At 72.3% G+C, this 22,323-nt stretch carries 23 protein-coding genes; 15 read left to right on the top strand and 8 right to left on the bottom strand.

The window, feature by feature from the left end:
* Positions 1-30 precede the first annotated feature (30 nt).
* From OGL88_RS15955 to OGL88_RS15930, 6 genes are all read left to right on the top strand, one after another.
* Positions 31-1,674 (top strand): glycoside hydrolase family 13 protein, encoded by a 1,644-nt coding sequence (locus OGL88_RS15955; protein WP_263092089.1) that lies wholly within the window; start codon positions 31-33, stop codon positions 1,672-1,674.
* Positions 1,675-1,784: 110 nt separating this feature from the next.
* Entirely contained in the window at positions 1,785-3,740 is a 1,956-nt protein-coding gene (locus OGL88_RS15950; RefSeq protein ID WP_263092088.1) for a lectin-like domain-containing protein, read from the top strand.
* A gap of 145 nt (positions 3,741-3,885) precedes the next feature.
* On the top strand, positions 3,886-4,545 hold the full coding sequence (locus OGL88_RS15945; RefSeq protein ID WP_263092087.1) for a DUF308 domain-containing protein: 660 nt from the start codon (positions 3,886-3,888) through the stop codon (positions 4,543-4,545).
* Entirely contained in the window at positions 4,542-4,805 is a 264-nt protein-coding gene (locus OGL88_RS15940; protein WP_111086912.1) for a hypothetical protein, read from the top strand. The genes OGL88_RS15945 and OGL88_RS15940 overlap by 4 nt, the downstream gene beginning before the upstream one ends.
* A gap of 124 nt (positions 4,806-4,929) precedes the next feature.
* The gene (locus tag OGL88_RS15935; protein WP_263092086.1) at positions 4,930-5,463 is read left to right on the top strand and encodes an RNA polymerase sigma factor; all 534 of its coding nucleotides are present in this window, start codon (positions 4,930-4,932) and stop codon (positions 5,461-5,463) included.
* Positions 5,453-6,241, top strand: a complete 789-nt coding sequence (locus OGL88_RS15930) for a hypothetical protein (protein ID WP_263092085.1) — start codon at positions 5,453-5,455, stop codon at positions 6,239-6,241. The genes OGL88_RS15935 and OGL88_RS15930 overlap by 11 nt, the downstream gene beginning before the upstream one ends.
* A gap of 72 nt (positions 6,242-6,313) precedes the next feature.
* Here OGL88_RS15930 and OGL88_RS15925 read toward each other — a convergent pair whose 3' ends face one another.
* Positions 6,314-7,192: a LysR family transcriptional regulator gene (locus OGL88_RS15925; protein WP_263092084.1), complete on the bottom strand. Its 879-nt coding sequence runs from the start codon at positions 7,190-7,192 to the stop codon at positions 6,314-6,316.
* Positions 7,193-7,273: 81 nt separating this feature from the next.
* On the opposite strand from OGL88_RS15925, the gene OGL88_RS15920 reads away from it, so the two are divergent.
* Together OGL88_RS15920 and OGL88_RS15915 are read left to right on the top strand one after the other, a co-directional pair.
* Positions 7,274-8,557 carry an MFS transporter gene (locus OGL88_RS15920; protein ID WP_263092083.1) on the top strand — a complete coding sequence of 428 codons (1,284 nt, stop codon included), beginning with the start codon at positions 7,274-7,276 and terminating at the stop codon, positions 8,555-8,557.
* Positions 8,558-8,639: 82 nt separating this feature from the next.
* Positions 8,640-9,245: a hypothetical protein gene (locus tag OGL88_RS15915; protein ID WP_263092082.1), complete on the top strand. Its 606-nt coding sequence runs from the start codon at positions 8,640-8,642 to the stop codon at positions 9,243-9,245.
* 127 nt (positions 9,246-9,372) lie between these two features.
* Here the strand turns inward: OGL88_RS15915 and OGL88_RS15910 are convergent, their stop codons facing one another.
* Positions 9,373-10,293: a cation diffusion facilitator family transporter gene (locus OGL88_RS15910; RefSeq protein ID WP_263092081.1), complete on the bottom strand. Its 921-nt coding sequence runs from the start codon at positions 10,291-10,293 to the stop codon at positions 9,373-9,375.
* A gap of 47 nt (positions 10,294-10,340) precedes the next feature.
* On the opposite strand from OGL88_RS15910, the gene OGL88_RS15905 reads away from it, so the two are divergent.
* On the top strand, positions 10,341-11,006 hold the full coding sequence (locus OGL88_RS15905) for a DUF4166 domain-containing protein (protein WP_263092080.1): 666 nt from the start codon (positions 10,341-10,343) through the stop codon (positions 11,004-11,006).
* Between the two features lies 1 nt (position 11,007).
* Positions 11,008-11,985: an epimerase gene (locus tag OGL88_RS15900; protein ID WP_263092079.1), complete on the top strand. Its 978-nt coding sequence runs from the start codon at positions 11,008-11,010 to the stop codon at positions 11,983-11,985.
* Here the strand turns inward: OGL88_RS15900 and OGL88_RS15895 are convergent.
* A complete protein-coding gene (locus tag OGL88_RS15895; protein WP_263092078.1) occupies positions 11,954-12,925 on the bottom strand; it encodes an EamA family transporter in 972 nt (323 codons plus the stop codon). The two genes, OGL88_RS15900 and OGL88_RS15895, sit on opposite strands and share 32 nt — an antisense overlap.
* 71 nt (positions 12,926-12,996) lie before the next feature.
* On the opposite strand from OGL88_RS15895, the gene OGL88_RS15890 reads away from it, so the two are divergent.
* Positions 12,997-13,911, top strand: a complete 915-nt coding sequence (locus OGL88_RS15890; protein ID WP_263092077.1) for a LysR family transcriptional regulator — start codon at positions 12,997-12,999, stop codon at positions 13,909-13,911.
* Between the two features lie 140 nt (positions 13,912-14,051).
* Here OGL88_RS15890 and OGL88_RS15885 read toward each other — a convergent pair whose 3' ends face one another.
* The 5 genes from OGL88_RS15885 to OGL88_RS15865 form a co-directional block, all read right to left on the bottom strand.
* Entirely contained in the window at positions 14,052-14,885 is an 834-nt protein-coding gene (locus OGL88_RS15885; RefSeq protein WP_263092076.1) for a L,D-transpeptidase family protein, read from the bottom strand.
* Between the two features lie 101 nt (positions 14,886-14,986).
* Entirely contained in the window at positions 14,987-16,105 is a 1,119-nt protein-coding gene (locus OGL88_RS15880) for a hypothetical protein (RefSeq protein ID WP_263092075.1), read from the bottom strand.
* A gap of 182 nt (positions 16,106-16,287) precedes the next feature.
* Positions 16,288-17,673: an adenylosuccinate lyase gene (purB, locus tag OGL88_RS15875; RefSeq protein WP_214547328.1), complete on the bottom strand. Its 1,386-nt coding sequence runs from the start codon at positions 17,671-17,673 to the stop codon at positions 16,288-16,290.
* On the bottom strand, positions 17,670-18,182 hold the full coding sequence (locus OGL88_RS15870) for a low molecular weight protein-tyrosine-phosphatase (protein WP_111087056.1): 513 nt from the start codon (positions 18,180-18,182) through the stop codon (positions 17,670-17,672). The genes purB and OGL88_RS15870 overlap by 4 nt, the downstream gene beginning before the upstream one ends.
* A 47-nt stretch (positions 18,183-18,229) precedes the next feature.
* A complete protein-coding gene (locus tag OGL88_RS15865) occupies positions 18,230-18,628 on the bottom strand; it encodes a phage holin family protein (protein ID WP_111087052.1) in 399 nt (132 codons plus the stop codon).
* 71 nt (positions 18,629-18,699) lie between these two features.
* On the opposite strand from OGL88_RS15865, the gene OGL88_RS15860 reads away from it, so the two are divergent.
* The 4 genes from OGL88_RS15860 to OGL88_RS15845 all read left to right on the top strand — a co-directional run.
* Entirely contained in the window at positions 18,700-19,779 is a 1,080-nt protein-coding gene (locus OGL88_RS15860) for a histidinol-phosphate transaminase (RefSeq protein ID WP_263092074.1), read from the top strand.
* Positions 19,780-19,802: 23 nt separating this feature from the next.
* Positions 19,803-20,939, top strand: a complete 1,137-nt coding sequence (locus tag OGL88_RS15855) for a thiamine pyrophosphate-dependent dehydrogenase E1 component subunit alpha (protein ID WP_263092073.1) — start codon at positions 19,803-19,805, stop codon at positions 20,937-20,939.
* A gap of 86 nt (positions 20,940-21,025) precedes the next feature.
* Positions 21,026-21,985 (top strand): alpha-ketoacid dehydrogenase subunit beta, encoded by a 960-nt coding sequence (locus OGL88_RS15850; RefSeq protein ID WP_123312162.1) that lies wholly within the window; start codon positions 21,026-21,028, stop codon positions 21,983-21,985.
* Positions 21,986-22,031: 46 nt separating this feature from the next.
* Positions 22,032-22,323 (top strand): biotin/lipoyl-containing protein (locus OGL88_RS15845; protein ID WP_308202634.1); only part of this gene is annotated, 292 nt, incomplete at its 3' end.

Genomic DNA, 22,323 nt, shown 5'->3' with positions numbered 1-22,323 from the left:
TATTCCCAGACCGCTGGGTACGGTGGCGACGTGAGCACGCTTCGGACGCCGGCCAGCACGCCCCGCACGACGAACCCGGACTGGTGGCGCGACGCCGTCGTCTACCAGGTCTACCCACGCAGCTTCGCGGACTCGAACGCCGACGGCCTGGGCGACGTCGCGGGCATCACCAGCCGCGTGCCCTACCTGGCGGCGCTCGGCGTCGACGCCCTCTGGCTCTCGCCGTTCTTCCCGTCACCCCTCGCCGACGGCGGGTACGACGTGGCCGACTACCGGGCGGTCGATCCGCGACTCGGCTCGCTCGCGGACCTGGACGCCCTGCTCCGGTCCGCGCACGAGCACGACCTGCGGGTGATCGTGGACATCGTGCCGAACCACACCTCGGACGAGCACGAGTGGTTCCGCGCGGCGCTCGCGTCCGCGCCGGGGTCGCCGGAACGGGCGCGGTACGTGTTCCGCGACGGAAGCGGTCCCGCCGGGGAACTCCCGCCGAGTGACTGGGTGTCGAACTTCGGGGGAAGCGCCTGGACCAGGGTGCCGGACGGTCAGTGGTACCTGCACCTCTTCGCGCCCGAGCAGCCCGACCTGGACTGGTCGAACCCGTCCGTCCGTGCGGATTTCGAGGACACGCTGCGCTTCTGGTCGGACCGCGGGGTCGACGGGTTCCGGGTCGACGTCGCACACGGCCTGGCGAAGGACCTGTCGACGCCGTACCGCGCATCGAACGAGCACGCGCTGCCGCTCGACGGCTCCGACCCGCTGTACGACCGCGACGAGGTGCACGAGGTCTTCGCGTCCTGGCGCACCGTGCTCGACGAGTACGACCCGCCCCGGGCCGCCGTCGCCGAGGCCTGGGCGCCGGCACCGCGACGCGTCCTGTACGCCCGGCCCACCGAACTCGGGCAGGCGTTCAACTTCGACCTGCTCGAGGCACCGTTCGAGGCCGCTGCGTTCCGGCGCATCATCGAGCGGAACCTGGCGGCGTCCGAGCAGTCCGGCGCGTCGAGTACCTGGGTGCTGTCGAACCACGACGTGGTTCGGCACGCCAGCCGGTACGGCCTGCCGGACGACACCGACACCGACGCGTGGCTCCTGACGGACGGCACGACGCCCGAGCTCGACCGGGAGCGGGGCCTGCGCCGAGCCCGCGCCGCGACCCTGCTGATGCTCGCGCTGCCCGGGTCGTCGTACGTCTACCAGGGCGAGGAGCTCGGCCTGCACGAGGCCGCCGCGATCCCGCGTGACCAGCTGCAGGACCCGAAGTGGCTCCGCTCCGGACACACCGTGAAGGGCCGGGACGGGTGCCGTGTGCCGATCCCGTGGACGACCTCCGGGCCGTCGTTCGGTTTCGGGAAGGTCGCGCCGCTGCTGCCGCAACCGGCTGACTTCGGGTCGTCGTCGGTGCAGGCGGAGGACGGCGATCCCGCGTCCACCCTGACGCTGTACCGGGCGGCGCTCGACGCGCGTCGCCGGTTGCAGCAGGGCGAGGAACTCACCTGGCTGGACGCCCCCGACGACGTGGTCGCCTTCGCCCGGCACGACGGGTGGCGGTCGGTCACGAACCTCGGCACGACGCCCGTGCCGCTGCCGTCGGGGGACGTCGTGGTCGCGTCCGGGCCGCTCGGTGCCGCGGCCGGCGTGCTGCCGGGCGAGACGACGGTCTGGTTGGCCTGAGCGGACCGGCTCCGTCCGTTCTTCCTCCACAGCCAGGAGGCCCGTGGCTGCGTTCCACAGATCGGCTTCGGTCCGACCTGCGGTGGCCGCTCGATCGCGACGATCGGGACATGACAGAACCCACTGCTCCGACATCCGTCCCGGACCCGCTCCGGTCGCGGGCTGCCCGTCGCTTCGCGACGGTGTGCACCGCGCTGACCGCCCTCGCCGTCCTCGCGGCTCCTGCGATCCTGCCCACCGGCTCGAGTGCGGCGGCACTCGACTTCCCCTACGACAACTCGTTCACCAGCGCGGCCGGTGGCACCCTGAGCGGTGACGCCGCGATCGTCGACGACCGTCTCCGCTTGACCGACGACGTCCGGAACCAGGCCGGGGCGTGGTCGACGAACGACACGTTCCCGTCGGACACCGGGCTCGAGATCGCGTTCGACTACGCGATGCACACCGACGAGGACGACCCCGGCGCGGACGGCCTGCTGCTCTTCCTCGCCGACGGCGCCGCCGCGCAGGGCGTCGGGGCGTTCGGCGCCGGCCTCGGGTACGCCTGCCGGAGCACGCAGACCGAGGGTGGCGGACAGCCGTGCGACCTGCCCGGGGTCCCGGGTGGGTTCGCCGCGATCGCGATCGACCACTACGGCAACTTCTCGTCGCGGATCAACGGCTCGGGCCCCGGCGCGCAGGCCGACCACGTCGTGGTCCGCGGGTCCGGCAACGGGAACGACGGCTACCGCTACGTCGCGGGGGCTCCGGCACCCGGCGGCACCGTGACGACCGGCTCGACGCCGCGCACGGTCCGCGTCACGCTGCTGCCGGGCGAGGACGGCGAGCTCACGCTGACGGTACGATTGCAGGTCGGTCAGGTGATGCGCACCGTGCTGGACGGGGTCCCGCTGCACGGCGACGGACAGGTGCCGATGCCGAGCACGCTGCGGCTCGGGTTCGCGGGCGCCACCGGCAGCCACGTGAACACGCACGAGATCGACGCCCTCCGGGTCCGGAAGCCGGCGGACCTGTCCGTGGAGCACGACCTGCCCGCGACGTCCGTCGCCGGCAGCCCCGTCCGATACACCGTGACCGCACGGAACCCCGGTCCGAACGACGCCGAGCCGAGCCCACTGCGGGTGGACGTCCCCGAGGGCATCGAGGACGCCACCTGGACCTGCGCGCCGGCAGCGGGTTCGGGCTGCGCCGTCGCCTCAGGCGCGGGCGACGTCGGGACGGACCTCGCCCTGCCCCGCGGCGGATCAGCCGTCGTCACCGTCGAGGGGCGCATCGCCGACGGTGCCGAGGGGCCGCTCGAGAGCGTCGCGACCATCGCACCGCCGTCGTCGATGTCCGACACGAACGAGGCCGACAACACCTCGCGGGCGAGCACCACCGCCGTGGCCGCCGTGGCCGCGGCGCACGTCGCGACGGACAAGTCCGTCTCACCCACGACCGTCGAGCCCGGCGACGAGGTCGTGTACACCGTGACCGCCCGGAACCGCGGACCAGCGGTCGCCCAGCAGGTCGGCGCGGTGGACGACCTGCCCGACGCGATGCGGTTCGTCGGGTCCGACGACGAATGCGTGGCCGAGGGGCAGCGGGTGACCTGCCGCTCCGAGGTCGCGCTCGCCGTGGGGGACACCCACGACTTCCGGCTCCGGGCCGTGCTCGACCCGGAGTACGGGGGCGACGGGTCCGACGTGGTGAACGTGGCCACGGCGACCTCCCCGACGGACCCGGACGGCGGCGACCCGTCGACCGAGGTCGCGATCGTCGTCGAGCAGGACGACCAGGGTCCCGCGCCGACTCCGTCCCCGTCCCCCGGACCCGAGGGCGCCGAGGCATCGGTGCCGGATGCTCCCCGCGGTGGCGACGGAGAGGGCGACCGGGGTCCCCGTGGCCCCGTCACCGACGCGGAGCCGCAGGCCGCACGGGGCGCCCTCGCCTACACCGGCGTCGAGGACCTCGGGCTGCTCGCCGCGCTCGCCGCGGTGGTCGTCGCGGTCGGTTCGACCTGCTGGTGGCTCGCTCGTCGGCGTGGACGGCGGTCGGTGGTGACGGACGACCAGCCACGGTCCTGATCCAGCGGTGGGGTGGCGTCGTCCGGGCGACGCCACCCCGGCCGGCATTCGAGCATGCTCAGTGCTGCGCAGCCCCCGGCGGTCGGTCGGCTGCCACCGCGGCGGTAGGATCGATCTCACGATCCGCATGCCTGAAAGAGGTCCCGTGTCCGACACCGTGGACGACGCCACCACCGTGAGCGAGGCGACCCAACGCGCGCGGTACTGGCCGATCCCGATCCTCCGGGCGGCGCCCGCCGCGGTCGTCGCGCTCGTCATCACCTTCTCGACGAACCACGCCGCCGGCTACGGCCTGCTGTTGTTCGCGGGCTTCGCGCTGGTCGAAGGGCTCGTGCTCCTGTGGGCCGGCGTCGCGCGGCTCCCGCTCGACGGTCGGTCCCGCCGCACCACGTTGCTGCAGGCCGTCATCACCCTGCTCGCCGCCGTCGCCGGGTTCGCCGGCAACGGCCTCGGGCTGCCGGCGTTCATCTCGGTCATCGTCGCCTTCGCGGTGCTCACCGGGGCGCTCGAGCTGGCACAGGGTCTGCGGGCTCGTCGTCGTTCCCCTTTCGCGCGCGACTGGACCACGATCGGCGCGCTCACCCTGCTGCTCGCGATCGCCTTCCTCATCACCCCGCCGGACTATTCGCAGCAGCTCGGTGGTGTGGAGCAGGTCACCGGCACGCTGGACGCCTCGATCGTCCTGGTCGGCCTGCTCGGCGCCTACCTCGCCATCACGGCGGTCTTCCACGTGATCGCCGGCCTCTCGCACAAGTGGGGCACGGCCACGCCGGCCGTCGCCCCGGACGGAGCACCACACGCATGACCACCCCCAGCCGTCGTGACCGTCTGCGCCCGGTCGAGCTCCTCGGGATCTCCGCGATCATCGCGGTGTTCACCGGGCTCGTCGTGCTGTTCTCGACGCGGGAACTGCAGCTGGCCGTGATCTTCCTCGGCGTCGCGTTCATCGTCGTCGTCGTGGTGCTGGCGATGCTCCAGCTCGCGTCGACCAGTGACCAGGACGACAACGACATGCTCGGCGGGCACAAGACGCCCGGCGACGGCGAGGGCGACGACTTCCACTGATCCACGGCGGGCGCCGCCGATCGCAACGCGGTCACGGACACGCCCGGGATCACTTTTCCGCCACGGTCCTGTCAGGATCGCGCGTCCTGCCGACACCTCTGGGTGAAGGAGGTGGGATGTGGACGTGACGACCGACACGGACGAGGCGCTCGTCCGCGCGATCGCGCAGGGGGACACCGGTGCGCTCGCACGGGTGTTCGACCGCTACGCCGCCACGCTCACCCGGTACGCCTGGGCACTCGTCGACGACCGGTCGGACGTCGAGGAGGTCGTGCAGGACACGTTCCTGACGCTCTGGCAGCGGGCGGTGGCGCTCGAGCTCCCGGCCGACACCGTGCTGCCCTGGCTGCTCGTCGTCTGCCGGAACCACGCGTTCAACACCGGGCGCAAGCAGGCCCGTCGGCGCGCGGACGAGCTGCCCGAACACCTCTCGTCGCCGGCCGAGCACGACGAGGCCCGCGGGACCCTGCGCTGGGTCCGGGCCGAGATGGCCGCGCTCCCCGACGTCGACCGCCGCATCTGCGAGCTCTGCCTGCTCGAGGGGCACTCCTACGCCGAGGCCGCCGAGCTGCTGGGCCTCAGCGTCGGGGCGGTCACCCAGCGCGTCTCGCGCAATCGACGCCGACTCAAGAAGGTGGTGATGCACGATGAACACTGAGCCTCCCGAGGGAGACGACCTGCAGCGCATGCTCGTCTCGATGAAGCAGCACGTCCTCGAACGTGCCACCCCGCGTCCGAAGCGCCGCCGCGGTCGGTCGGGGATCGTGATCGGCGTCGTCGCGCTGCTCGCCGTCGGCACCGCCACCGGAGCCGTCGCGCTGACGCTCTCGCAGCAGGACACCCCGGTCGCCGCACCCACCCAGACGCAGGCGCCCGAGCCCTCGCCGACGGCCACCATCCCGAGTTCCGCACCGATCACGGGTGCCCCGACTCCGACGGCCACCCCGACTCCGACGGCCACCCCGACGCGGACGCCCCGCGCGGACGTCCGGATCCCGGGCGACTGCTTCCTCCTCGTACCGGACGCGGACTACAGCCGGTTCTTCGGGGCAGCGGAGCACACTTCCCAGATCCTCTCGCCCGGACTCTCCCGCGACCCGGACGGCAACGACCGCATCCAGGGCCTGCGCGGCGAGCGTGAGTCGCTGTCGTGCACGTGGCAGAACGACGGCGTCGAGTCGAACCTGGTGGTCGCGGTCGGGCGCACGGACGACATCGGTTCCGGCACCCCGGAGGACACCGTCGCGCAACTCGGTGGGTCGTGCGAGGACCGCCTCGGCGGCCGGGAGTGCCAGACCCACATCGGGGATGCGCAGGGGACCACGACCACGGCGACCACCCTCCTGCGCGACGGCATCACCGTCACGATCTACCAGACCGACTTCCCGACGGACGGGCTCCTGCCCGCGATCGTCGGGGAGATCTGGGGGGACTGACGGCCAGGAGGCTCGTGGCGGACCCGCCCCGTGCCTCCTGTCCGTCGGTGGGGTCCACCCACCGGCGCCGCGTCAGACGACGCGCGCGGCCACGATGTCGCGCGCCAGCGTCCGGACCGCACGGTTCGGCTCCGGACTCGTGCGGATCGCCAGGCCGATGCGGAGTGGTTCGACCGCGTCCTCGAGCTCGACGACCGCGCCGTCGTGCCGCACTCCGGAGTCCGGCACGACCCCGACCCCCAGCCCCGCCGAGGCGAACCGGATGACCGCGGGCATGTCGTTCATCTCGGCGACGATCCGCCGTCGGATCCCGAGCCGCTCGAGTGCGGCGTCCAGGATGATCCGGTTGCCGAACCCGTGCGCGGTGTCGACGAAGGGTTCGTCCGCGAGGTCGGCGAGCGACACCGAGCTGCGCCCGGCCAACGGGTGGTCCGACGCCGTGAAGACCCGGAACGGCATCTCGCGCAGCGGTTCGACCACGACGCCGGCCGGCACCGTCGGCAGCCCCGTGTACGCGAGGTCGAGCCGCCCGGCGACGAGGTCCTGCACGAGCCCGGTCGTGCCGGACGGCGAGGTCATGAGCTCCACGGTGACGAGTGGGTGCCGCCGCCGGAACCGCTGCAGCACGCCGGTCAGGTCGACGATGTCCATGCTCGTGAAGATGCCGAGCCGCACCCGTCCGCGCAGATCGGCGTCGTCCACGGTCGCCAGGTCGCGCATCCGGTCGAGCGACTCGAGCACGGCGCGGGCGTGCGGGAGCAGGTCCTCGCCGGCGATCGTGAGCACGAGGTGCCGGCCGGTGCGGTCGAACAGCCGCACGCCGAAGGTCCGCTCGAGCGAGGCGATCCCCGCCGACACTGTTGACTGCGCCGCCCAGAGCCGTTCGGCCGCGCGGGTCACACTGCCCTCGGCGGCGACGGTCACGAACTGTTCGAGCAGGCGGGTCTCCATCGCCCCATCATCGATCCGATCGATGGATGGCATCAAGAGCATCCGTTGGACTCGATGCACGGTGCGCGCGATCATCGGAGCATGTCAACCGTGACCGACACCCCGACGGGCGCGCTCCCCGCCATCGCATCCGCATCCGCGAGCGACCGCGTCCCGGCCCCGCGCGGCCGTCGTGCGCACACCCGTCGGCGCCACGGCTTCGGCTTCTGGGCCGTCGCCTTCGCGTTCCTGTCGGTGATGGCCTTCGCGACCGTCCCCGCACCGCTGTACGTCGTCTACCAGGCCCGGGACGGCTTCCCGACGTTCACCACCACGATCATCTTCGCCGCGTACGGCGTCGGGGTCGTCGGGTCCCTGTACCTGGCCGGACACCTCAGCGACGTGCACGGGCGGAAGCCGCTCATCCTCGTGTCGATCGCGCTCGAGCTCGTCGCCGCCGTGCTGTTCCTGGTCTGGAACGACGTCACCGGCCTCATCGTCGCGCGACTCGTGACCGGCCTCGGCGTCGGGACGCTCACCGCCACGGCGACCGCCCACCTCGGTGAGCTGCGGGTCCGCGCGACCGGTTCGTCCGACTCGGCGAAGGGCGCGAGCGTCGCCGCCGGTGCCGTGAACCTCGGCGGGCTGTCGCTCGGTGCCCTCGTCGGGGGTGCGCTCGCCGAGTTCGTCGGAGCGCCGCTCACGGTGCCGTACGTCGTGTTCGTCGTCGCACTGGCCGTGGCCTTCGTGCTCGTCCTCGTCGTGCCGGAGACCGTCGCCCGCCCCGAGACCCGCGTGGCCTACCGCCCGCAGCGCATGCAGGCGCCGGAGGGCAAGGCCGCCGCGTTCTGGGCAGCCGGTGCGGCAGCGTTCGCGGCCCTCGCGGTCCAGGGGCTCTTCACCTCGGTCGCCCCGACGTTCCTCGGCACCACCTTCCACGTCACCGACCGACTGGCGGCCGGTGCGACGACCTTCGGGGTGTTCGCCGCGAGTGCCGTCTCGCAGATCGTGTTCGCCCGACTCACGCAGCGCACGCAGATCCGGCTCGGCATGGTGCTCCTGGTCGGCGGCCTGGCGGTGCTCGCCGTCGCCGCGGTCCTGCTGCAGGTCGCCGGCTTCATCGGCGGTGGCGTCGTGGCGGGCGCCGGGGTCGGGCTGCTCTTCCGGGCCAGCATCGCGAGCGCCGGAGCCCTGGTCGGACCCGAGCGTCGGGGCGGGGTGCTCGCTGCCACGTTCCTCATCGCCTACGCCGGGCTGACGGTGCCGGTCGTGGCCGTCGGGGCGGCGCTCCTGGTGATCCCGACCCTGCCCGTCCTGATCGGGTACGTGGTGCTCGTCGCCGTCCTGGCCGTCATCGCCGGCACCCGACTGGCCGCGCGCGCCTGACGCGGGGCGGGCCTCCCGTCCGCCCGTCGCATCCCGGAACACGGTTCCGTCGTCCGGGTCGCGCGCCCGGCATACTGGGCGCGTGCCCCAGAACCGCAACCGTCCCGTGATCACGGGGATCGCGGCCGTGGTGGCCGCCGGTCTCCTCGCCGGCGGGTTGTTCCTGACGGCGCGGCAGGGCGCAGACGACCCGACCATCGGCACCGGATCGAGCTCCGGAACGCCGACCGACGCTGCGACCGCCTCCGGCGACGGCACCGTCACGATCACCCGCACCGGGCCGGACCTGCCCGGCGACACCACCCTGGCGCGGTGCGACTCCACGACCCAGGCGGCCGTCGCCCAGTACGACACCGCGGCGCTCGGCCGGGTCACCCTGCAGTGCGGCACGTCGGCACAGGGCTACGAGCACATCCGGCAGCGGCACACCGCCGACTGGCAGGAGGTCGTCGCGGGCCACGGTTCCCGCGACTGGGACGACGCGATGCTCACGGCCGTGCAGACGGCGCTGGTGTCGCCGCGAGCAAGGTTCCCGGTCGACGCCGGCGACGGCAAGGTCTGCTACGCGGCACCGGTGCGGTTCGACGACGGGTCGCGTCCCGATGCAGACCCGTTCGTGAAGGTCATCGTCTCCGCCACCACCGACCGTGTCATCACGGCGTACCCGACGCGCACCGACGACTGCTGACGCGGGCGCGGCGTGGGTGAGTGCGTCCGCACCTTCCGACAGAACACGCGTCGATCGACTCGTGCACCGTCGCAAAACGGGTGTGGCCCGCCGCACCAGCGACGAGCCAGCCACCCACACGGCACCCCTACGCGTGCACCTCGTGCTCGTGCCGCCGGTGCGACGCGGGCTCCAGCTGGAAGGTCGAGTGCTCCACGGGCACGTCGAAGTGCTCCGCCACGCACTGCTGCAGCTCGTCGAGGATCCGCGGAGCGTGCGCCGTCGAGAAGCACTCGTCGTCCACCACCACGTGCGCGGTCAGGTTCGGGACGCCCGTCGCCACCAGGGTCGCGTGCAGGTCGTGCACCGCGATGACGTGCTCGAGCTCGAGGATGTGTCCCCGCACGTCGTCCAGGTCGAGCCCCGGCGGCGTCGACTCGAGCAGCACGTTCGCGGTTTCGCGCAGCAGCCGGATCGCCCGCGGCAGGATGAGCAGGCCGATGAGGATCGCCGCGACCGAGTCCGCACGCTCCCACCCGGTCAGCATGAGCACGATCGCGGCGACGATGACGGCGACCGAACCGAGGGTGTCGTTGAGGACCTCGAGTCGGGCTGCACGCGAGGTGAACCCCTCGCCCGAGGCCCGCAGCAGCACGCCGTACGCCACGAGGTTGCCGACGAGTCCGATGATGCCGAACACGAGCAGTGGCCCGGAGTGGATCTCGGCGGGCACGAACAGCCGCTGGATCGCGGAGATGATCACGAAGACGCCGACCGCGAGCAGGATCGCCGCCTGGGCGGTGGCACCGAGCACCTCGGCACGTTGGAAGCCCCACGTGCGCTGCGTCGTCGGGCTGCGGCGGGCGAGCCGGGTCGCGACGAGTCCGATGCCGAGCCCACCGGTGTCGACGACCATGTGCCCGGCATCGACCAGCAGCGCGAGGGAGCCGGTGACGACGGCGCCGACGACCTCGGCCAGCAGGATCGTCGCCGAGATGCAGAACGCGATGAGCAGCGCGCGCTCGGACGCGTGCCCGTGCGAGTGCCCTGCTCCGTGGTCGTGACCCATGTGCCACATCGTAGGGATCCGCACCGACGACATGCCAGGATCGGGACGTGACCCGGTCGCCCTACGAGCTGTCCACACCATCCGACGTGCTGGCCCGGTTGCACCCGCGGCTGACGGCGTACTTCGGCGCGATCCCGCCCGGCCACGTCGGCCGCGGTGCAGGGGTGTTCGACGTCGTCGGCACACCGCGCCGGTGGCTGTGGCCGCTGCTCGCCTGGTTCGCCCGCGATTCCGTCATGTTCCCGGTCTGGGAACGGGACGTCCCGTTCACGGTCGAGAACCGCCCGGCACACGTCCGTCGCGGGCGTGCCGGACGGGAGGCCCGCCCCGCGGTCCGCGCGCACCGCACGTTCCGGTTCCGCGCCGGCAGCCGCACGATGGTGGACGCCATCACCGCCGAACCGGACGGCCTGGTCGACCACCTCGGTCGCCACGGGCGCGTCAGCGCCCGGCTCCGGGCGGAGGTCGACGCGCACGGGCCGGATGCGGGCGCCCTGCGCCTGGTCTCCACGCGCGTGACGTTCCGTGCGCTGGGACGCGAGGTGCGCCTCCCGGCCGCCCTGTCACCACGTGTGACGCTGACGGAACGATTCGATGACGAAGCCGACCTGCAGCGCGTGTCCCTGGTGCTCGCAGCGCCGGTACTCGGCACGCTGTACCGGTACGAGGGGGCGTTCCGGTACGAGATCGCGCCGGACAGGGAACGGGGATGAGATGAGCGACCAGAAGGGCCGCGTCGTGATCGCGGGAGCGAGCGGGTTCGTGGGGCAGTACCTGCGGGACGCCTTCACCGAAGAGGGCTACCAGGTCGTCACGGTCGGCCGGACGGGCGACGCGGTGTGGGGCAACACCCTGCGCATCCGCGCGCTCGTCGACGGTGCAGCCCTCGTCGTGAACATGGCGGGCAAGAGCGTCAACTGCCGGTACGGCCGACGCAACCGCGCCGAGATCATGCGCTCCCGGGTGGACACCACGCTCGAGCTCGCCGAGGCGATCCGCACCGCCGAGCACCCGCCGCCGCTGTGGCTGAACGCCTCGACCGCGACGATCTACCGGCACGCCGACGACCGCCCACAGGACGAACTGTCCGGCGAACTCGGCGAGGGCTTCTCGGTCTCGGTGGCACGCGCGTGGGAGGACGCCTTCTTCGGCGCCGACCTGCCGTCGACGCGCCGGGTGGCGCTCCGGATGGCGATCGTGTTCGGCGACGGCAGCGCGCTCGTGCCGCTCCTCCGGCTGGCGCAGACGGGCCTCGGCGGGCCGCAGTACGACGGCGCCTGGGTGCCGACGCGTTCCCGGCTTCGGGCGGGGACGTACCACCACCACCGGCCGACCCGCGGCCGACAGCGGTTCAGCTGGGTCCACATCGCCGACGTCCTCGGCTCGATCCGGTTCGTCCGCGACCACCCGGAGCTCGAGGGGCCGGTGAACGTGTCGAGCCCGAACCCGTCCGACAACCGGACCGTGATGGCGACGATCCGCGATGCCGTGGGGCGCCGGTTCGGACTGCCGACGCCGCGGTGGATGCTCGAGGTCGGTTCCTTCGCCATCCGCACTGAGACCGAACTGGTGCTCAAGAGCCGGTGGGTGGTGCCGACGCGGTTGACCCAGGCGGGTTACGCGTTCCGGTACCCGCACCTGCGCGGTGCGCTCGCCGGGATCATCGCGGAGCGTCGCCAGCACCGGGGCTGAGCACCGGCACCGGGATCCCGTCGACCGGCGTCGGCACCGGGACCGCGGAAGGCGACGAGTGCGACGGACCCGACGCGCGTGCCGGTCGCGACGACCACAGCACCGCCCCGACCACGACGGCGCCGGCGAGCACCTCGACCAGGTCGGGCACCTCACCGAAGGCCGCCCACGACGCGAGCACACCGACGACCGGCACGAGCATCGAGAACGGGGCGACCGTGCTCGACGGGTAGGTCGCCATCAGCCGCGACCAGATGCCGTAGCCGACCAGGGTCGCGACCAGCACGATGTAGAGCAGGCCGAGGTCGGCCGGCAGGGCCTCGGCGGTGAAGGCCGTGCCGAGTGCGGTGCCGATGCGGTCCGGCCCCTCGACCACGAACGACAGCACTGCCATCGGGATCGGCGGCACGACCGACCACCAGAGCGTCAGGTGCAGCGGGTTCGCGGCTCCTGCTCGCCGGGTCGCGACGTTGCCGATCGCCCACCCGAGGGCGCCGCACAGCGCCAGCACCACCGGCAGCAGGGCCGCCGTCTGTGACCGGTGCAGGGCGATCAGACCGAGGGCTGCGACCGCGATCGTCACGCCGATGACCTGACGGCCGGTGAGTCGTTCGCGCAGGAACACCCCGGCGAGCACGACCGTGAACGGCGCCGAGGCCTGCAGCACGAGCGAGGCGAGCCCGGACGGCATCCCCGACGCCATGCTCAGGTACAGGAACGAGAACTGCAGCACGCCGAGCCCGAACCCGACGAGCAGCAGTCGCCCGAACGGGATCTTCGGCCGCGGCACGAACAGCAGCGTCGGGACCGCCAGGATCGTGAACCGCAGGGCCGCGAGCAGGAACGGCGGGAAGTGCTCGAGGGCGAGCGCCGTCGCGGGGAAGTTCAGGCCCCAGACGACGGCGACGACGAGGGCGAGGAGGCGGTCACGGGCGGTCATGGTCCGATCGTGGTGGCTCGGAACGTGTAGGACCAGCGAATTGTTCGCAACCGACGTTGTAGCCTCCCTGCATGGTCGACTTCGACGTGCACCTGCTCGCCGTCCTCCGCGAGCTCGCCGAACGCGGCAGCGTCACCGCCGTCGCCGAGGCCACGCACCGCACCCCCAGCGCGGTGTCGCAGCAACTGCAGACGCTGCAGCGGCAGGTGGGCGTCCCGCTCGTCGAGCGCGTGGGACGCGGCGTCCGGCTCACCGCCCACGGCGAGGTGCTGGCCGGACTGTCGACCGGTGTCGCCACGGCGATCGCCCGGGTCGACGCCGCGTGGCAGGAGCACCTGGGCGGCGCGACGGGCCGCGTCGACCTCGCGATCTTCCCGTCGGCGGCCGAACTGCTGCTGCCTGGAGTCCTCACCCGGATGCGCGCGCACCCCGGCATCGAGCTGGCCCTCGTCGACGTGGACGTCAGCGAGGGGGAGTTCGCACCCCTCGCCGCCGACCACGACATCGTCGTCGGACACCGGTCGGACGGGGTGCGGCCGGCGGACCAGGGATCGGTGGAGACGGTCCCGCTCCTGCGTGAACCGCTCGACGTGGCCCTGCCGCCGGGGCACCGGCTCGCCGGTCGTCAGCGCGTCGGGATCGACGAGGTCGTCGGCGAGACCTGGATCGGCGTGCCGGAGGGGTACCCGATCGACCGGGTCCTGCAGGCGATGGCAGCGGCGTCGGACGCACCGCCGAGCGTCGCCTTCCGGACGATCCACCTGCCCGTCATCGAGAACCTGGTCGCCGCGGGCCACGGCGTCGCGCTCGTGCCGCGCTACACCTCGGGTACCCGGGCGTCCGGCCGGTTCCACCTGGCCGAGCTGGCGGACGTGCGCGCGGGGCGCCGGATCGAGGCGCTGGTCCGCCCCGACCGTGCGGTCCGGCCCGTGGTGCGCACCGTCCTGGAGGCGCTGGTCGCCGAGGCCCTGGACGTCACCACCTGAGACGGTCGTGCCCACTGCCGGACGCACGCCGTGCCTCCCGGCCGCGTGGGCGCTGCGGCAGACCCGCTTCGTGAGCAGAAGCGGTCGGGTCCCGTGCCGCGACTCGATTTGTTCTGCTCACTCAGTGGGCGCCAGGGGCGTCAGCGCACCTGGATCGGGGTGCCGAGCGGCAGGAGCCCCGCGAGCGCGGTGATGTCGGCGTTGTGCATGCGGACGCAGCCGTGCGAGGCGGCGGTACCGATGCTCGAGGTGTCGTCGGTGCCGTGCAGCCCGATCTGTCCCGGGCCGCCACCGAAGGAGTTCAGCACATCCGAGAACGCGGTCGTACCGTAGGCGTACGGGCCGTACCCGGCGTTCGTCGGCGCCAGCAGCTCGGTCAGCGCGAAGCGGCCCGTCGGCGTCGGCGTCCCACCGGTACCCGTCGCGACGGGGTAGCTGTCGACGACCTTGCCGGCCTTGTAGAGCTCGAGGGTGTTGGTCGACGTCGTCACCACGATCGCGTACGGGTCGGCGGACAGGTCGACGGACGTCTTCTCCACCCAGCCGGTGCTGCCGTTCGGACGCTGCGCGAGCTGCACCTGCACCCACCCGTCCTGCTGCGCCACCACGAGGAACACGAGCGGGGCGCCGGAGGCCTGGGGGTTCGGCAGGGTGGTCGTGACCGCGCCGCCCGGGGCGGTGTGCACCGCGATCGACGCGCCACGGACCGCAGCGATCGTCGACGTCGCCGGGGCGTGCACGGCGTCCACCGGGCCGCGGCTCGCGGTCGGCGTCGGCGTCGGCGTCGGCGTCGGTCCCCGGGTCGCGCTCGCTGTCGGCGTGCTCGATGCGACCGGCGAGGGCGCCGAGGTGGGCGCGGCGGCCGGAGCGGACCACGGGCGCATCGCCAGGACGACGATCACCGCAGCGACGGCGATCGCCACGGCAGCGGCGAGCACCCCGGGGCGGAAGCGGGACGACGACGGTCGGGGCACGGTACGGCTCCTCGGTTCGGACGTGGCGACGGCGCCCGGCGTGGAACTCGCCGGACGCCGTCGGACGCCGCGGAGGACGTCGGTTCGGTCGGTGCTGCGGATCAGCCGGTGAAGGCCGCGTTGCCCGGGACCGGGACCGCGACGGGAGCCGGGTCGTCGATCGGGGTGGGGTCGGTGCCCGGCGTCGTCGGGTCGGCCACGATCGTCACGGCGAAGCTGACCAGGATGCCGCTGTCGTCCCCGCTCAGGATGAGGGCGACGTCGCCGGCCGGGATGTCGGCGCTGAACGTGGCGGTCCCGGTGACGTTGCCGTCCGCGTCGGCGGTGAAGACCTGGTCCGCACCGACGTACTCGAGGTCCGGCAGCAGGATCGCGGGCAGCACCTTCTCACCCGGCAGGAAGCCGGTCGCGGTGACCTGCACACCCGGGTCGCGGAGCGACGACTGCGTGGTCGGCGTCTGCACCCGGATCGTGCCGGTCGGCTCGGGGGTGAAGTAGGTGTTGTCCTGGTTCCGGGAGATCCCCGTGACCGTGCCGGTCCCGGTGAGCGTCACCGCGCCGTACGCGTTGATGGTGGCGTCCGGGGTGGTTGCCGCGAACTGGGCCTGGAAGGCAGCGAGGGTCGCCGCGGTGCCAGCGGCGATGGTGCCGACCGGCAGCGTGGCCGTCCAGGTGCCGTCGACGGCGGTGGGTCCGGTGGCCGAGGTGGTCAGGACGACGCCGTCGCCCGGGGCGTTGTCGGTCGAACCAGCGGTGTCGATCACCAGTGCGTAGCGGGCGTCACCCGACGCGATGAGGTCGGCGGTGCCGAGGCCGAGGCCCTCCCGCGATGCCTTCGCCGTGCTGCGGACGTCGGTGAGGTCGGTCGCGGCGCTGCCGGTCGTGGCGTGTGCGAGGAGCGTGCCGGTCGGCAGCGTCGCGCCGCTCGCGCCGAACGTCGGCGTGCCGCCCGTGGTGAACCAGGTCGCCGGGAAGGCGCCGCTCGTCCAGGTCGTGAGGTCGTCCGCGGCGACCCACTCGGTGCCGGCCGGCGTCGCGGCCCGGCTCTCGGGCGAGGCCTTCGCAGCGGTGCCCTCGCCCGCGGTGCCCGTGATGGACTGCTGGGACGCTGTGGGGGTCGGGCTCGGCGCGTTCTCGGCCGTGGCGACGCCCGGGAGGGCGACGAGCGCGGTTGCGAGCGCGGTCACCGCGACGGCGGTGGCGAGGGTGGTACGACGCATGGATGGGTTCTTCCGGTTCGGACACCCGAGCGGGGTGCAGCGCGGACCCGGTTCCGTGCTCCGCGACGTCGCGGTCCCCCCAGCATCCGACGCGAGCTTACGTGAGGAACCGTCGCCCGTCACGCGGATGTCCGGGAACGTCGAACGTCGGACGTTGGACGTCCGACGTCCGACGTCCGACGTCAGACGTCGAGGTGGTCGACCAGCTCGTCCGCCAGGCCCGTGTACGTCGCCGGCGTCAGGTTCGTCAGCCGTGCCTTCGCGCCGTCCGAGATGTCCAGGCCGTTCACGAACACGATGAGGTCCTGCTGGGTCACGCGCTTGCCGCGGGTGAGGTCCTTGAGCATCGCGTAGGGGTCCTCGATGTTCGACTGCCCGGCGGTGACCTCAGCGCGGATGACCGTCTGGATCGCCTCGGCGAGGACCTCCCAGTTGTGGTCGAGGTCGTCGGCGAGCTTGACCTCGTTCACCGCGATCTCGCCCAGGCCGCGGCGCAGGTTGTCGAGCGCGAGCAGCGAGTGCCCGAACGCGACGCCGATGTTCCGCTGCGTGGTGGAGTCGGTCAGGTCGCGCTGCAGACGGCTCGTCACCAGGGTCTCGGACAGGGTGGAGAACAGCGCCGACGAGATCTCGAGGTTCGCCTCGGCGTTCTCGAACTTGATCGGGTTGATCTTGTGCGGCATCGTCGACGACCCGGTGGCACCGGCGACCGGGATCTGCGTGAAGTACCCCATCGAGATGTAGGTCCACACGTCGGTCGCCAGGTTGTGCAGGATGCGGTTGGCGTGCCGGATCCGGTCGTACAGCTCGGCCTGCCAGTCGTGCGACTCGATCTGCGTGGTGAGCGGGTTCCAGGTGAGCCCGAGGCCCTCGACGAACTCGCGCGACAGCGTCGGCCAGTCGGCCTCGGGGTCGGCGGCGAGGTGGGCGGAGAAGGTGCCGGTCGCACCGGAGAACTTGCCGAGGTACTCGCCGCCCTCGATCTGGGCCAGGACGCGCTCGAGCCGGTAGACGACGACCGCGAGCTCCTTGCCGAGCGTCGAGGGGGTCGCGGGCTGCCCGTGCGTGTGGGAGAGCATCGGGACGGCGCGCAGCTCGACGGCGAGGGTCCGCAGCTTCTCGAGCACGGCACGGAAGGCCGGCAGCCAGACCTGGTCGACGGTGTCCCGCACGGTCAGGGCGTAGGACAGGTTGTTGACGTCCTCGCTCGTGGCGGCGAAGTGGGTGAGCTCGGCGATCGAGTCGAGTCCGAGCTCGGACAGGCGGCGGCGCACGAAGTACTCGACGGCCTTGACGTCGTGCCGGGTCGTCGCCTCGATCTCGGCGAGTTCGGCGATCTGGTCGTGGCCGAAGGTCTCCACGATGCGCCGGAGGGCGGCCTTGTCGTCGACGCTGAGCGGCGAGGTGGTGAACATCGCGTGGTCGGTCAGGAAGACCAGCCACTCGACCTCGACCACGATGCGCGCGCGGTTGAGCCCGGCCTCGGAGAGGTGCTCGCCCACCGTGTGCACGATCGGGTAGTAGCGCCCGTCGAGCGGGCTGATCGGCTGCGGGGGAAGGGGGGTCATGGGGCTCCCTGACGGACTGCCGGCTCGAGCTGGTGGAAGAGCGCCCGGCAGGCCCGTTCGACGGTCGAGAGCACTCGGTCGAACTCGTGCCGGTCCGCGTAGTACGGGTCCGGCACGTCGGTCTGCTGGGGCCAGGCGTCGTCGTACCGCAGCAGGAGCGTCACCTTGGCGGAGTCGTCCATGGTCGGTGCCCACGATCGCAGGACGCGTTCGTGGGAGCGGTCGAGTGCGACCACCAGATCGAGGTCCGGGAACCGGTCCGGGTCGAACTGACGGGCGCGATGCCTGCTGCCATCGTATCCGCGTGCCGCGAGGGCTGCGATCGTGCGCTCGTCGGCCGGTTCGCCGACGTGCCAGTCGCCGGTGCCGGCGGACTCGACGTGGAACCGGTCGGCGAGCCCGGCGTCCGCGGCGATCTGCGCGAAGACGACGCCGGCCATGGGGGACCGGCAGATGTTGCCACTGCAGACGAACGAGACGCGGAACGGGGCGTCGACGTCCGGGGCCATGGTCACATCATGACGCAGGGAGGGGTCCTCCGCGAGGTCCGTCCGCGTCACGCCCGCTGGCGGTTCAGCACCGGGCGGACGAACAGCCCGATCAGCCAGGCGAAGACGGCGAGCACGAAGGCGCCCACGATGCCCCAGCCGAACGACTCGACCTCGAGCCCGAAGCCGAACGCGTCCGAGATGCCCGCGACGATGAGCAGCAGGATCGCGTTCACGATGAAGGAGATCAGCCCGAGGGTCAGGATGTAGATCGGGAACGCCACGATCCGGATCAGCGTGCCGATCACGGCGTTGACGAGCCCGAACACGAAGGCCACGAGCAGGTAGGTGAGCACGGTCGCCGTGGTCCCGCCGTCGCCGAACGCGGTGACGGAGACGCCGCTGACGATGAGCGTGGTGAGCCAGAGGGCCACGGCGTTGACGACGAGGCGGACGAGGAATCGCATGCTCCCATGATGCCCTCCGACACCCGCGCAGTCGCCGACACCGCCCGCGCGGCCGCAGGTAGCCTGTGCAGGTGAGCGAGCAGCGAGTGCACATCCGGCCCGAGATCGCGGTCCTCCCCGCCTACAAGCAGGGACGCCAGGCCGCCGACGACGCCTTCAAGCTGTCGAGCAACGAGAACCCGTTCCCCCCGCTCCCCGGGGTGGTCCAGGCCGTGCAGGCGCAGACCGCGTTCAACCGGTACCCGGACGCCACCGCCCTCGCCGTCCGTGCTGCACTCGCGAACCGCTTCGGGCTCACCGCCGACGAGGTGCACGTCGCCCCCGGCAGCGTCGCGATCCTGCACGAGCTCGCCCGTGCGACCTCCGGCCCGGGCGACGAGATCGTCTACGCCTGGCGGTCGTTCGAGGCCTACCCCGGCGTCGTCACCGTCGCCGGTGCCACGAGCGTGCAGGTGCCGAACCGGCCGGACGGCGGGCACGACCTCGACGCGATGGCCGCTGCCGTCACCGACCGCACCCGCATGGTGATCGTCTGCTCGCCGAACAACCCGACCGGTCCGATCGTGACCGAGTCCGAGTTCGCGACCTTCATGGCCGCGGTGCCGCAGTCCGTGCTGGTCGTGCTCGACGAGGCATACGCCGAGTTCGCCACCGACGAGGCCGCCGTGCACGGGCACCCGTTGCTCGCCCGGTACCCGAACCTGGTCGTCCTCCGGACCTTCTCGAAGGCGTACGGTCTCGCCGGGCTGCGCGTCGGCTACGCCCTCGGCCCGGTGTACGTGCTCGAGGCGGTCCGCGCGTGCGCGATCCCCCTCTCCGTCACGGCCCAGGGCCAGGCGGCCGCACTGGCCAGCCTGGAACGCGAGGGAGAACTGCTCGAGCGGGTCTCCGAGATCGCCGCGCTGCGCGACCGCATCGTCACCGAGCTCCGCGAGCAGGGCTGGGCCGTGCCGGACGCCCAGGGCAACTTCGTCTGGCTGCCGACGGGGGACCGCACGGTCGCCGCGGCCGCCGCCTTCGAGGAGGCCGGCATCATCGTGCGGGCCTTCCCGCCGGAGGGCATCCGCATCTCGATCGGCGAGCACGAGGCTGTGGAAACGCTCCTCGAAACGGCCCGCTCGCTTGTGGGGGACCTCCAGGTGGCCGACTGATGCCTGCCGCTACGCTGGCCCGCATGTCATTCCGCGCCGCGGCTCCCGCGACGACCACCGTCCGGCTCCTCGACCCCGAGGGTCGGTTCGTGGAGACCGACGAGAACGCCGAGTTCGCCGCCGCCGCGCGGGCGATCCCCGACGAGACCCTGCTGGCGATGCACCGCCGCATGGTCCTCACCCGACGGTTCGACCACGCCGGCCACAACCTGCAGCGCACCGGCCAGCTCGGCCTCTGGGTGCCGAGTCACGGGCAGGAAGCCGCACAGACCGGCTCCGCCTTCGCCCTGCGCGCCCAGGACCACGTCTTCCCCTCGTACCGCGAGCACGCCGTCACGATGCAGCGCGGTGTCGAGCCGATGGAGATCATCGCGATGTACCGCGGGCAGACCCACGGTGGATGGGACCCGGACCAGCGCGGCAACACGCACATCTCCACCCTGGTGATCGGCTCGCAGACCCTGCACGCCACCGGCTACGCGCTCGGCCAGAAGCTCGACGGCGACGTCGGCACGGGCGACCCCGACCGTGACGCGTGCTCCATCGTCTACTTCGGCGACGGCGCGACGAGCCAGGGCGACGTGAACGAGGCGTACGTGTTCTCGGCGTCGACCAAGGCGCCCGTCGTCTTCTTCCTGCAGAACAACCACTGGGCGATCTCGGTGCCAGTGTCGGTGCAGTCGCCGACGCCGCTCGTCGACCGTCCCCGCGGCTTCGGGATCCCGAGCGTGCTGGTCGACGGCAACGACATCCTCGCCTCGTACACGGCGTCCGTCGTCGCCACCGACCACGCCCGCAGCGGTCAGGGGCCCGCGTTCATCGAGGCGGACACGTACCGCATCGGCGCGCACACGAGCTCGGACGACCCGAGCCGGTACCGTGCCGACGGCGAGCTCGAGGACTGGGTCCGCCGCGACCCGATCACCCGCTCCGAGGCGTACCTGCGCTCGAAGGGCGCGACCGACGCGCAGTTCGCCGCGTTCGACGAAGAGGGCGAGGACATCGCCGCCGACGTCCGCCGCCGCACGGTGGCGCTCACCCCGCCGTCCGTCGACGTCATGTTCGACAACGTCTACCGCGAGCCGCACCCGCTGGTCGCCGAGCAGAAGGCCTGGCTCGAACAGTACGAGGCCGGCTTCGAAGGGGGCGCCCACGCATGAGCACCACCGAGCAGCTCTTCGACTACACGCTGCGGTCCCACCCGGGCGCCGGCGAGGTCCCGAGCGACCCCACCCCGACACTGCCGATGGCGAAGGCCCTCAACGCCGGGCTCGCCGCGGCGATGCAGGCGGACGACAAGGTCCTGCTGATGGGCGAGGACATCGGCCAGCTCGGCGGCGTCTTCCGCATCACCGAGGGCCTGCAGGACCGCTTCGGCCCGGAGCGCGTGCGGGACACCCCGCTCGCCGAGGCCGGCATCATCGGCACCGCGATCGGCCTTGCTCTGCGCGGCTACCGCCCGGTCGTCGAGATCCAGTTCGACGGCTTCGTGTGGCCCGGCTTCGACCAGATCACCTCGCAGCTCGCGAAGATGGCAAACCGGCTGCCGGCGCACATGTCGCTGCCCGTCGTCATCCGCATCCCCTACGGCGGCCACATCGGCGCCGTGGAGCACCACCAGGAATCCCCCGAGGCGTACTTCGCGCACACCCCCGGTCTGCGCGTGGTCAGCCCGAGCACTCCGAACGACGCCTACTGGATGATCCAGGAGGCCATCGCCTCGAAGGACCCGGTCGTCTTCCTCGAACCGAAGTCGCGCTACTGGCCCAAGGGCCAGGTCGACCTCGTCGACGGGCACGTCCCGATGCACACCACGCGTGTGGCGCGCACCGGCACCGAGGTCACCCTCGTCGGCCACGGTGCGATGGTCGCGACCCTCATGCAGGCCGCCGAGCTCGCCGAGTCCGAGGGCACGAGCTGCGAGGTCATCGACCTCCGTTCGATCTCGCCCATCGACTGGGAACCGATCCTCACCTCGGTCCGCAAGACCGGTCGCCTCGTCATCGCGCAGGAGGCCTCCGGCTTCGTCAGCGTCGGCAGCGAGATCGCCGCCACGGTCGCCGAGAAGGCGTTCTACACGATGCAGGCGCCGCCGCTGCGGGTGTCCGGGTTCGACGTCCCGTTCCCGGTCTCGAAGCTGGAGCACCTGCACCTGCCGGACGCCGACCGCGTCCTCGAGGCCGTCGACCGCGCCCTCGCGTACTGATCCTGATCGACCGACCCAACTCGTCCGAACGCCGAAGGAGCCGTCAGTGGCCGTCGCCGAATTCCCCCTGCCCGACGTGGGCGAAGGCCTCACCGAGGCCGAGATCGTGCAGTGGCGCGTCGCGATCGGGGACGAGATCACCGTCGACCAGGTCCTGGTCGAGATCGAGACCGCGAAGTCGCTCGTCGAGCTGCCGTCGCCGTTCGCCGGTACCGTCACCGGGCTGCTCGTGTCCGAGGGTGACACGGTCGAGGTCGGCAAGCCGATCATCCGTGTCGAGTCCGACGCGTCGGTCGCGTCCGGCGCGCCCGTCACGGCTCCGGCCGCGCCGGCCGCTC

This window comes from Curtobacterium sp. RIT-PI-V, from assembly GCF_025642935.1.
Taxonomy (GTDB): domain Bacteria; phylum Actinomycetota; class Actinomycetes; order Actinomycetales; family Microbacteriaceae; genus Curtobacterium.
The sequence above is the reverse complement of the archived record's forward strand: the minus strand, read 5'-3'. Positions and strand labels throughout refer to the sequence as shown.

Excerpts from the sequence above, each read along its gene's own strand:
- purB (WP_214547328.1), bottom strand. The coding sequence starts at position 17,673 with ATGACCCCCCTTCCCCCGCAGCCGATCAGCCCGCTCGACGGGCGCTAC.
- OGL88_RS15920 (WP_263092083.1), top strand. The coding sequence starts at position 7,274 with ATGTCAACCGTGACCGACACCCCGACGGGCGCGCTCCCCGCCATCGCA.
- OGL88_RS15880 (WP_263092075.1), bottom strand. The coding sequence starts at position 16,105 with ATGCGTCGTACCACCCTCGCCACCGCCGTCGCGGTGACCGCGCTCGCA.
- OGL88_RS15855 (WP_263092073.1), top strand. The coding sequence starts at position 19,803 with ATGTCATTCCGCGCCGCGGCTCCCGCGACGACCACCGTCCGGCTCCTC.
- OGL88_RS15910 (WP_263092081.1), bottom strand. The coding sequence starts at position 10,293 with ATGGGTCACGACCACGGAGCAGGGCACTCGCACGGGCACGCGTCCGAG.
- OGL88_RS15895 (WP_263092078.1), bottom strand. The coding sequence starts at position 12,925 with ATGACCGCCCGTGACCGCCTCCTCGCCCTCGTCGTCGCCGTCGTCTGG.
- OGL88_RS15940 (WP_111086912.1), top strand. The coding sequence starts at position 4,542 with ATGACCACCCCCAGCCGTCGTGACCGTCTGCGCCCGGTCGAGCTCCTC.
- OGL88_RS15925 (WP_263092084.1), bottom strand. The coding sequence starts at position 7,192 with ATGGAGACCCGCCTGCTCGAACAGTTCGTGACCGTCGCCGCCGAGGGC.
- OGL88_RS15865 (WP_111087052.1), bottom strand. The coding sequence starts at position 18,628 with ATGCGATTCCTCGTCCGCCTCGTCGTCAACGCCGTGGCCCTCTGGCTC.
- OGL88_RS15870 (WP_111087056.1), bottom strand. The coding sequence starts at position 18,182 with ATGGCCCCGGACGTCGACGCCCCGTTCCGCGTCTCGTTCGTCTGCAGT.
- OGL88_RS15900 (WP_263092079.1), top strand. The coding sequence starts at position 11,008 with ATGAGCGACCAGAAGGGCCGCGTCGTGATCGCGGGAGCGAGCGGGTTC.
- OGL88_RS15930 (WP_263092085.1), top strand. The coding sequence starts at position 5,453 with ATGAACACTGAGCCTCCCGAGGGAGACGACCTGCAGCGCATGCTCGTC.
- OGL88_RS15850 (WP_123312162.1), top strand. The coding sequence starts at position 21,026 with ATGGCGAAGGCCCTCAACGCCGGGCTCGCCGCGGCGATGCAGGCGGAC.
- OGL88_RS15890 (WP_263092077.1), top strand. The coding sequence starts at position 12,997 with ATGGTCGACTTCGACGTGCACCTGCTCGCCGTCCTCCGCGAGCTCGCC.
- OGL88_RS15950 (WP_263092088.1), top strand. The coding sequence starts at position 1,785 with ATGACAGAACCCACTGCTCCGACATCCGTCCCGGACCCGCTCCGGTCG.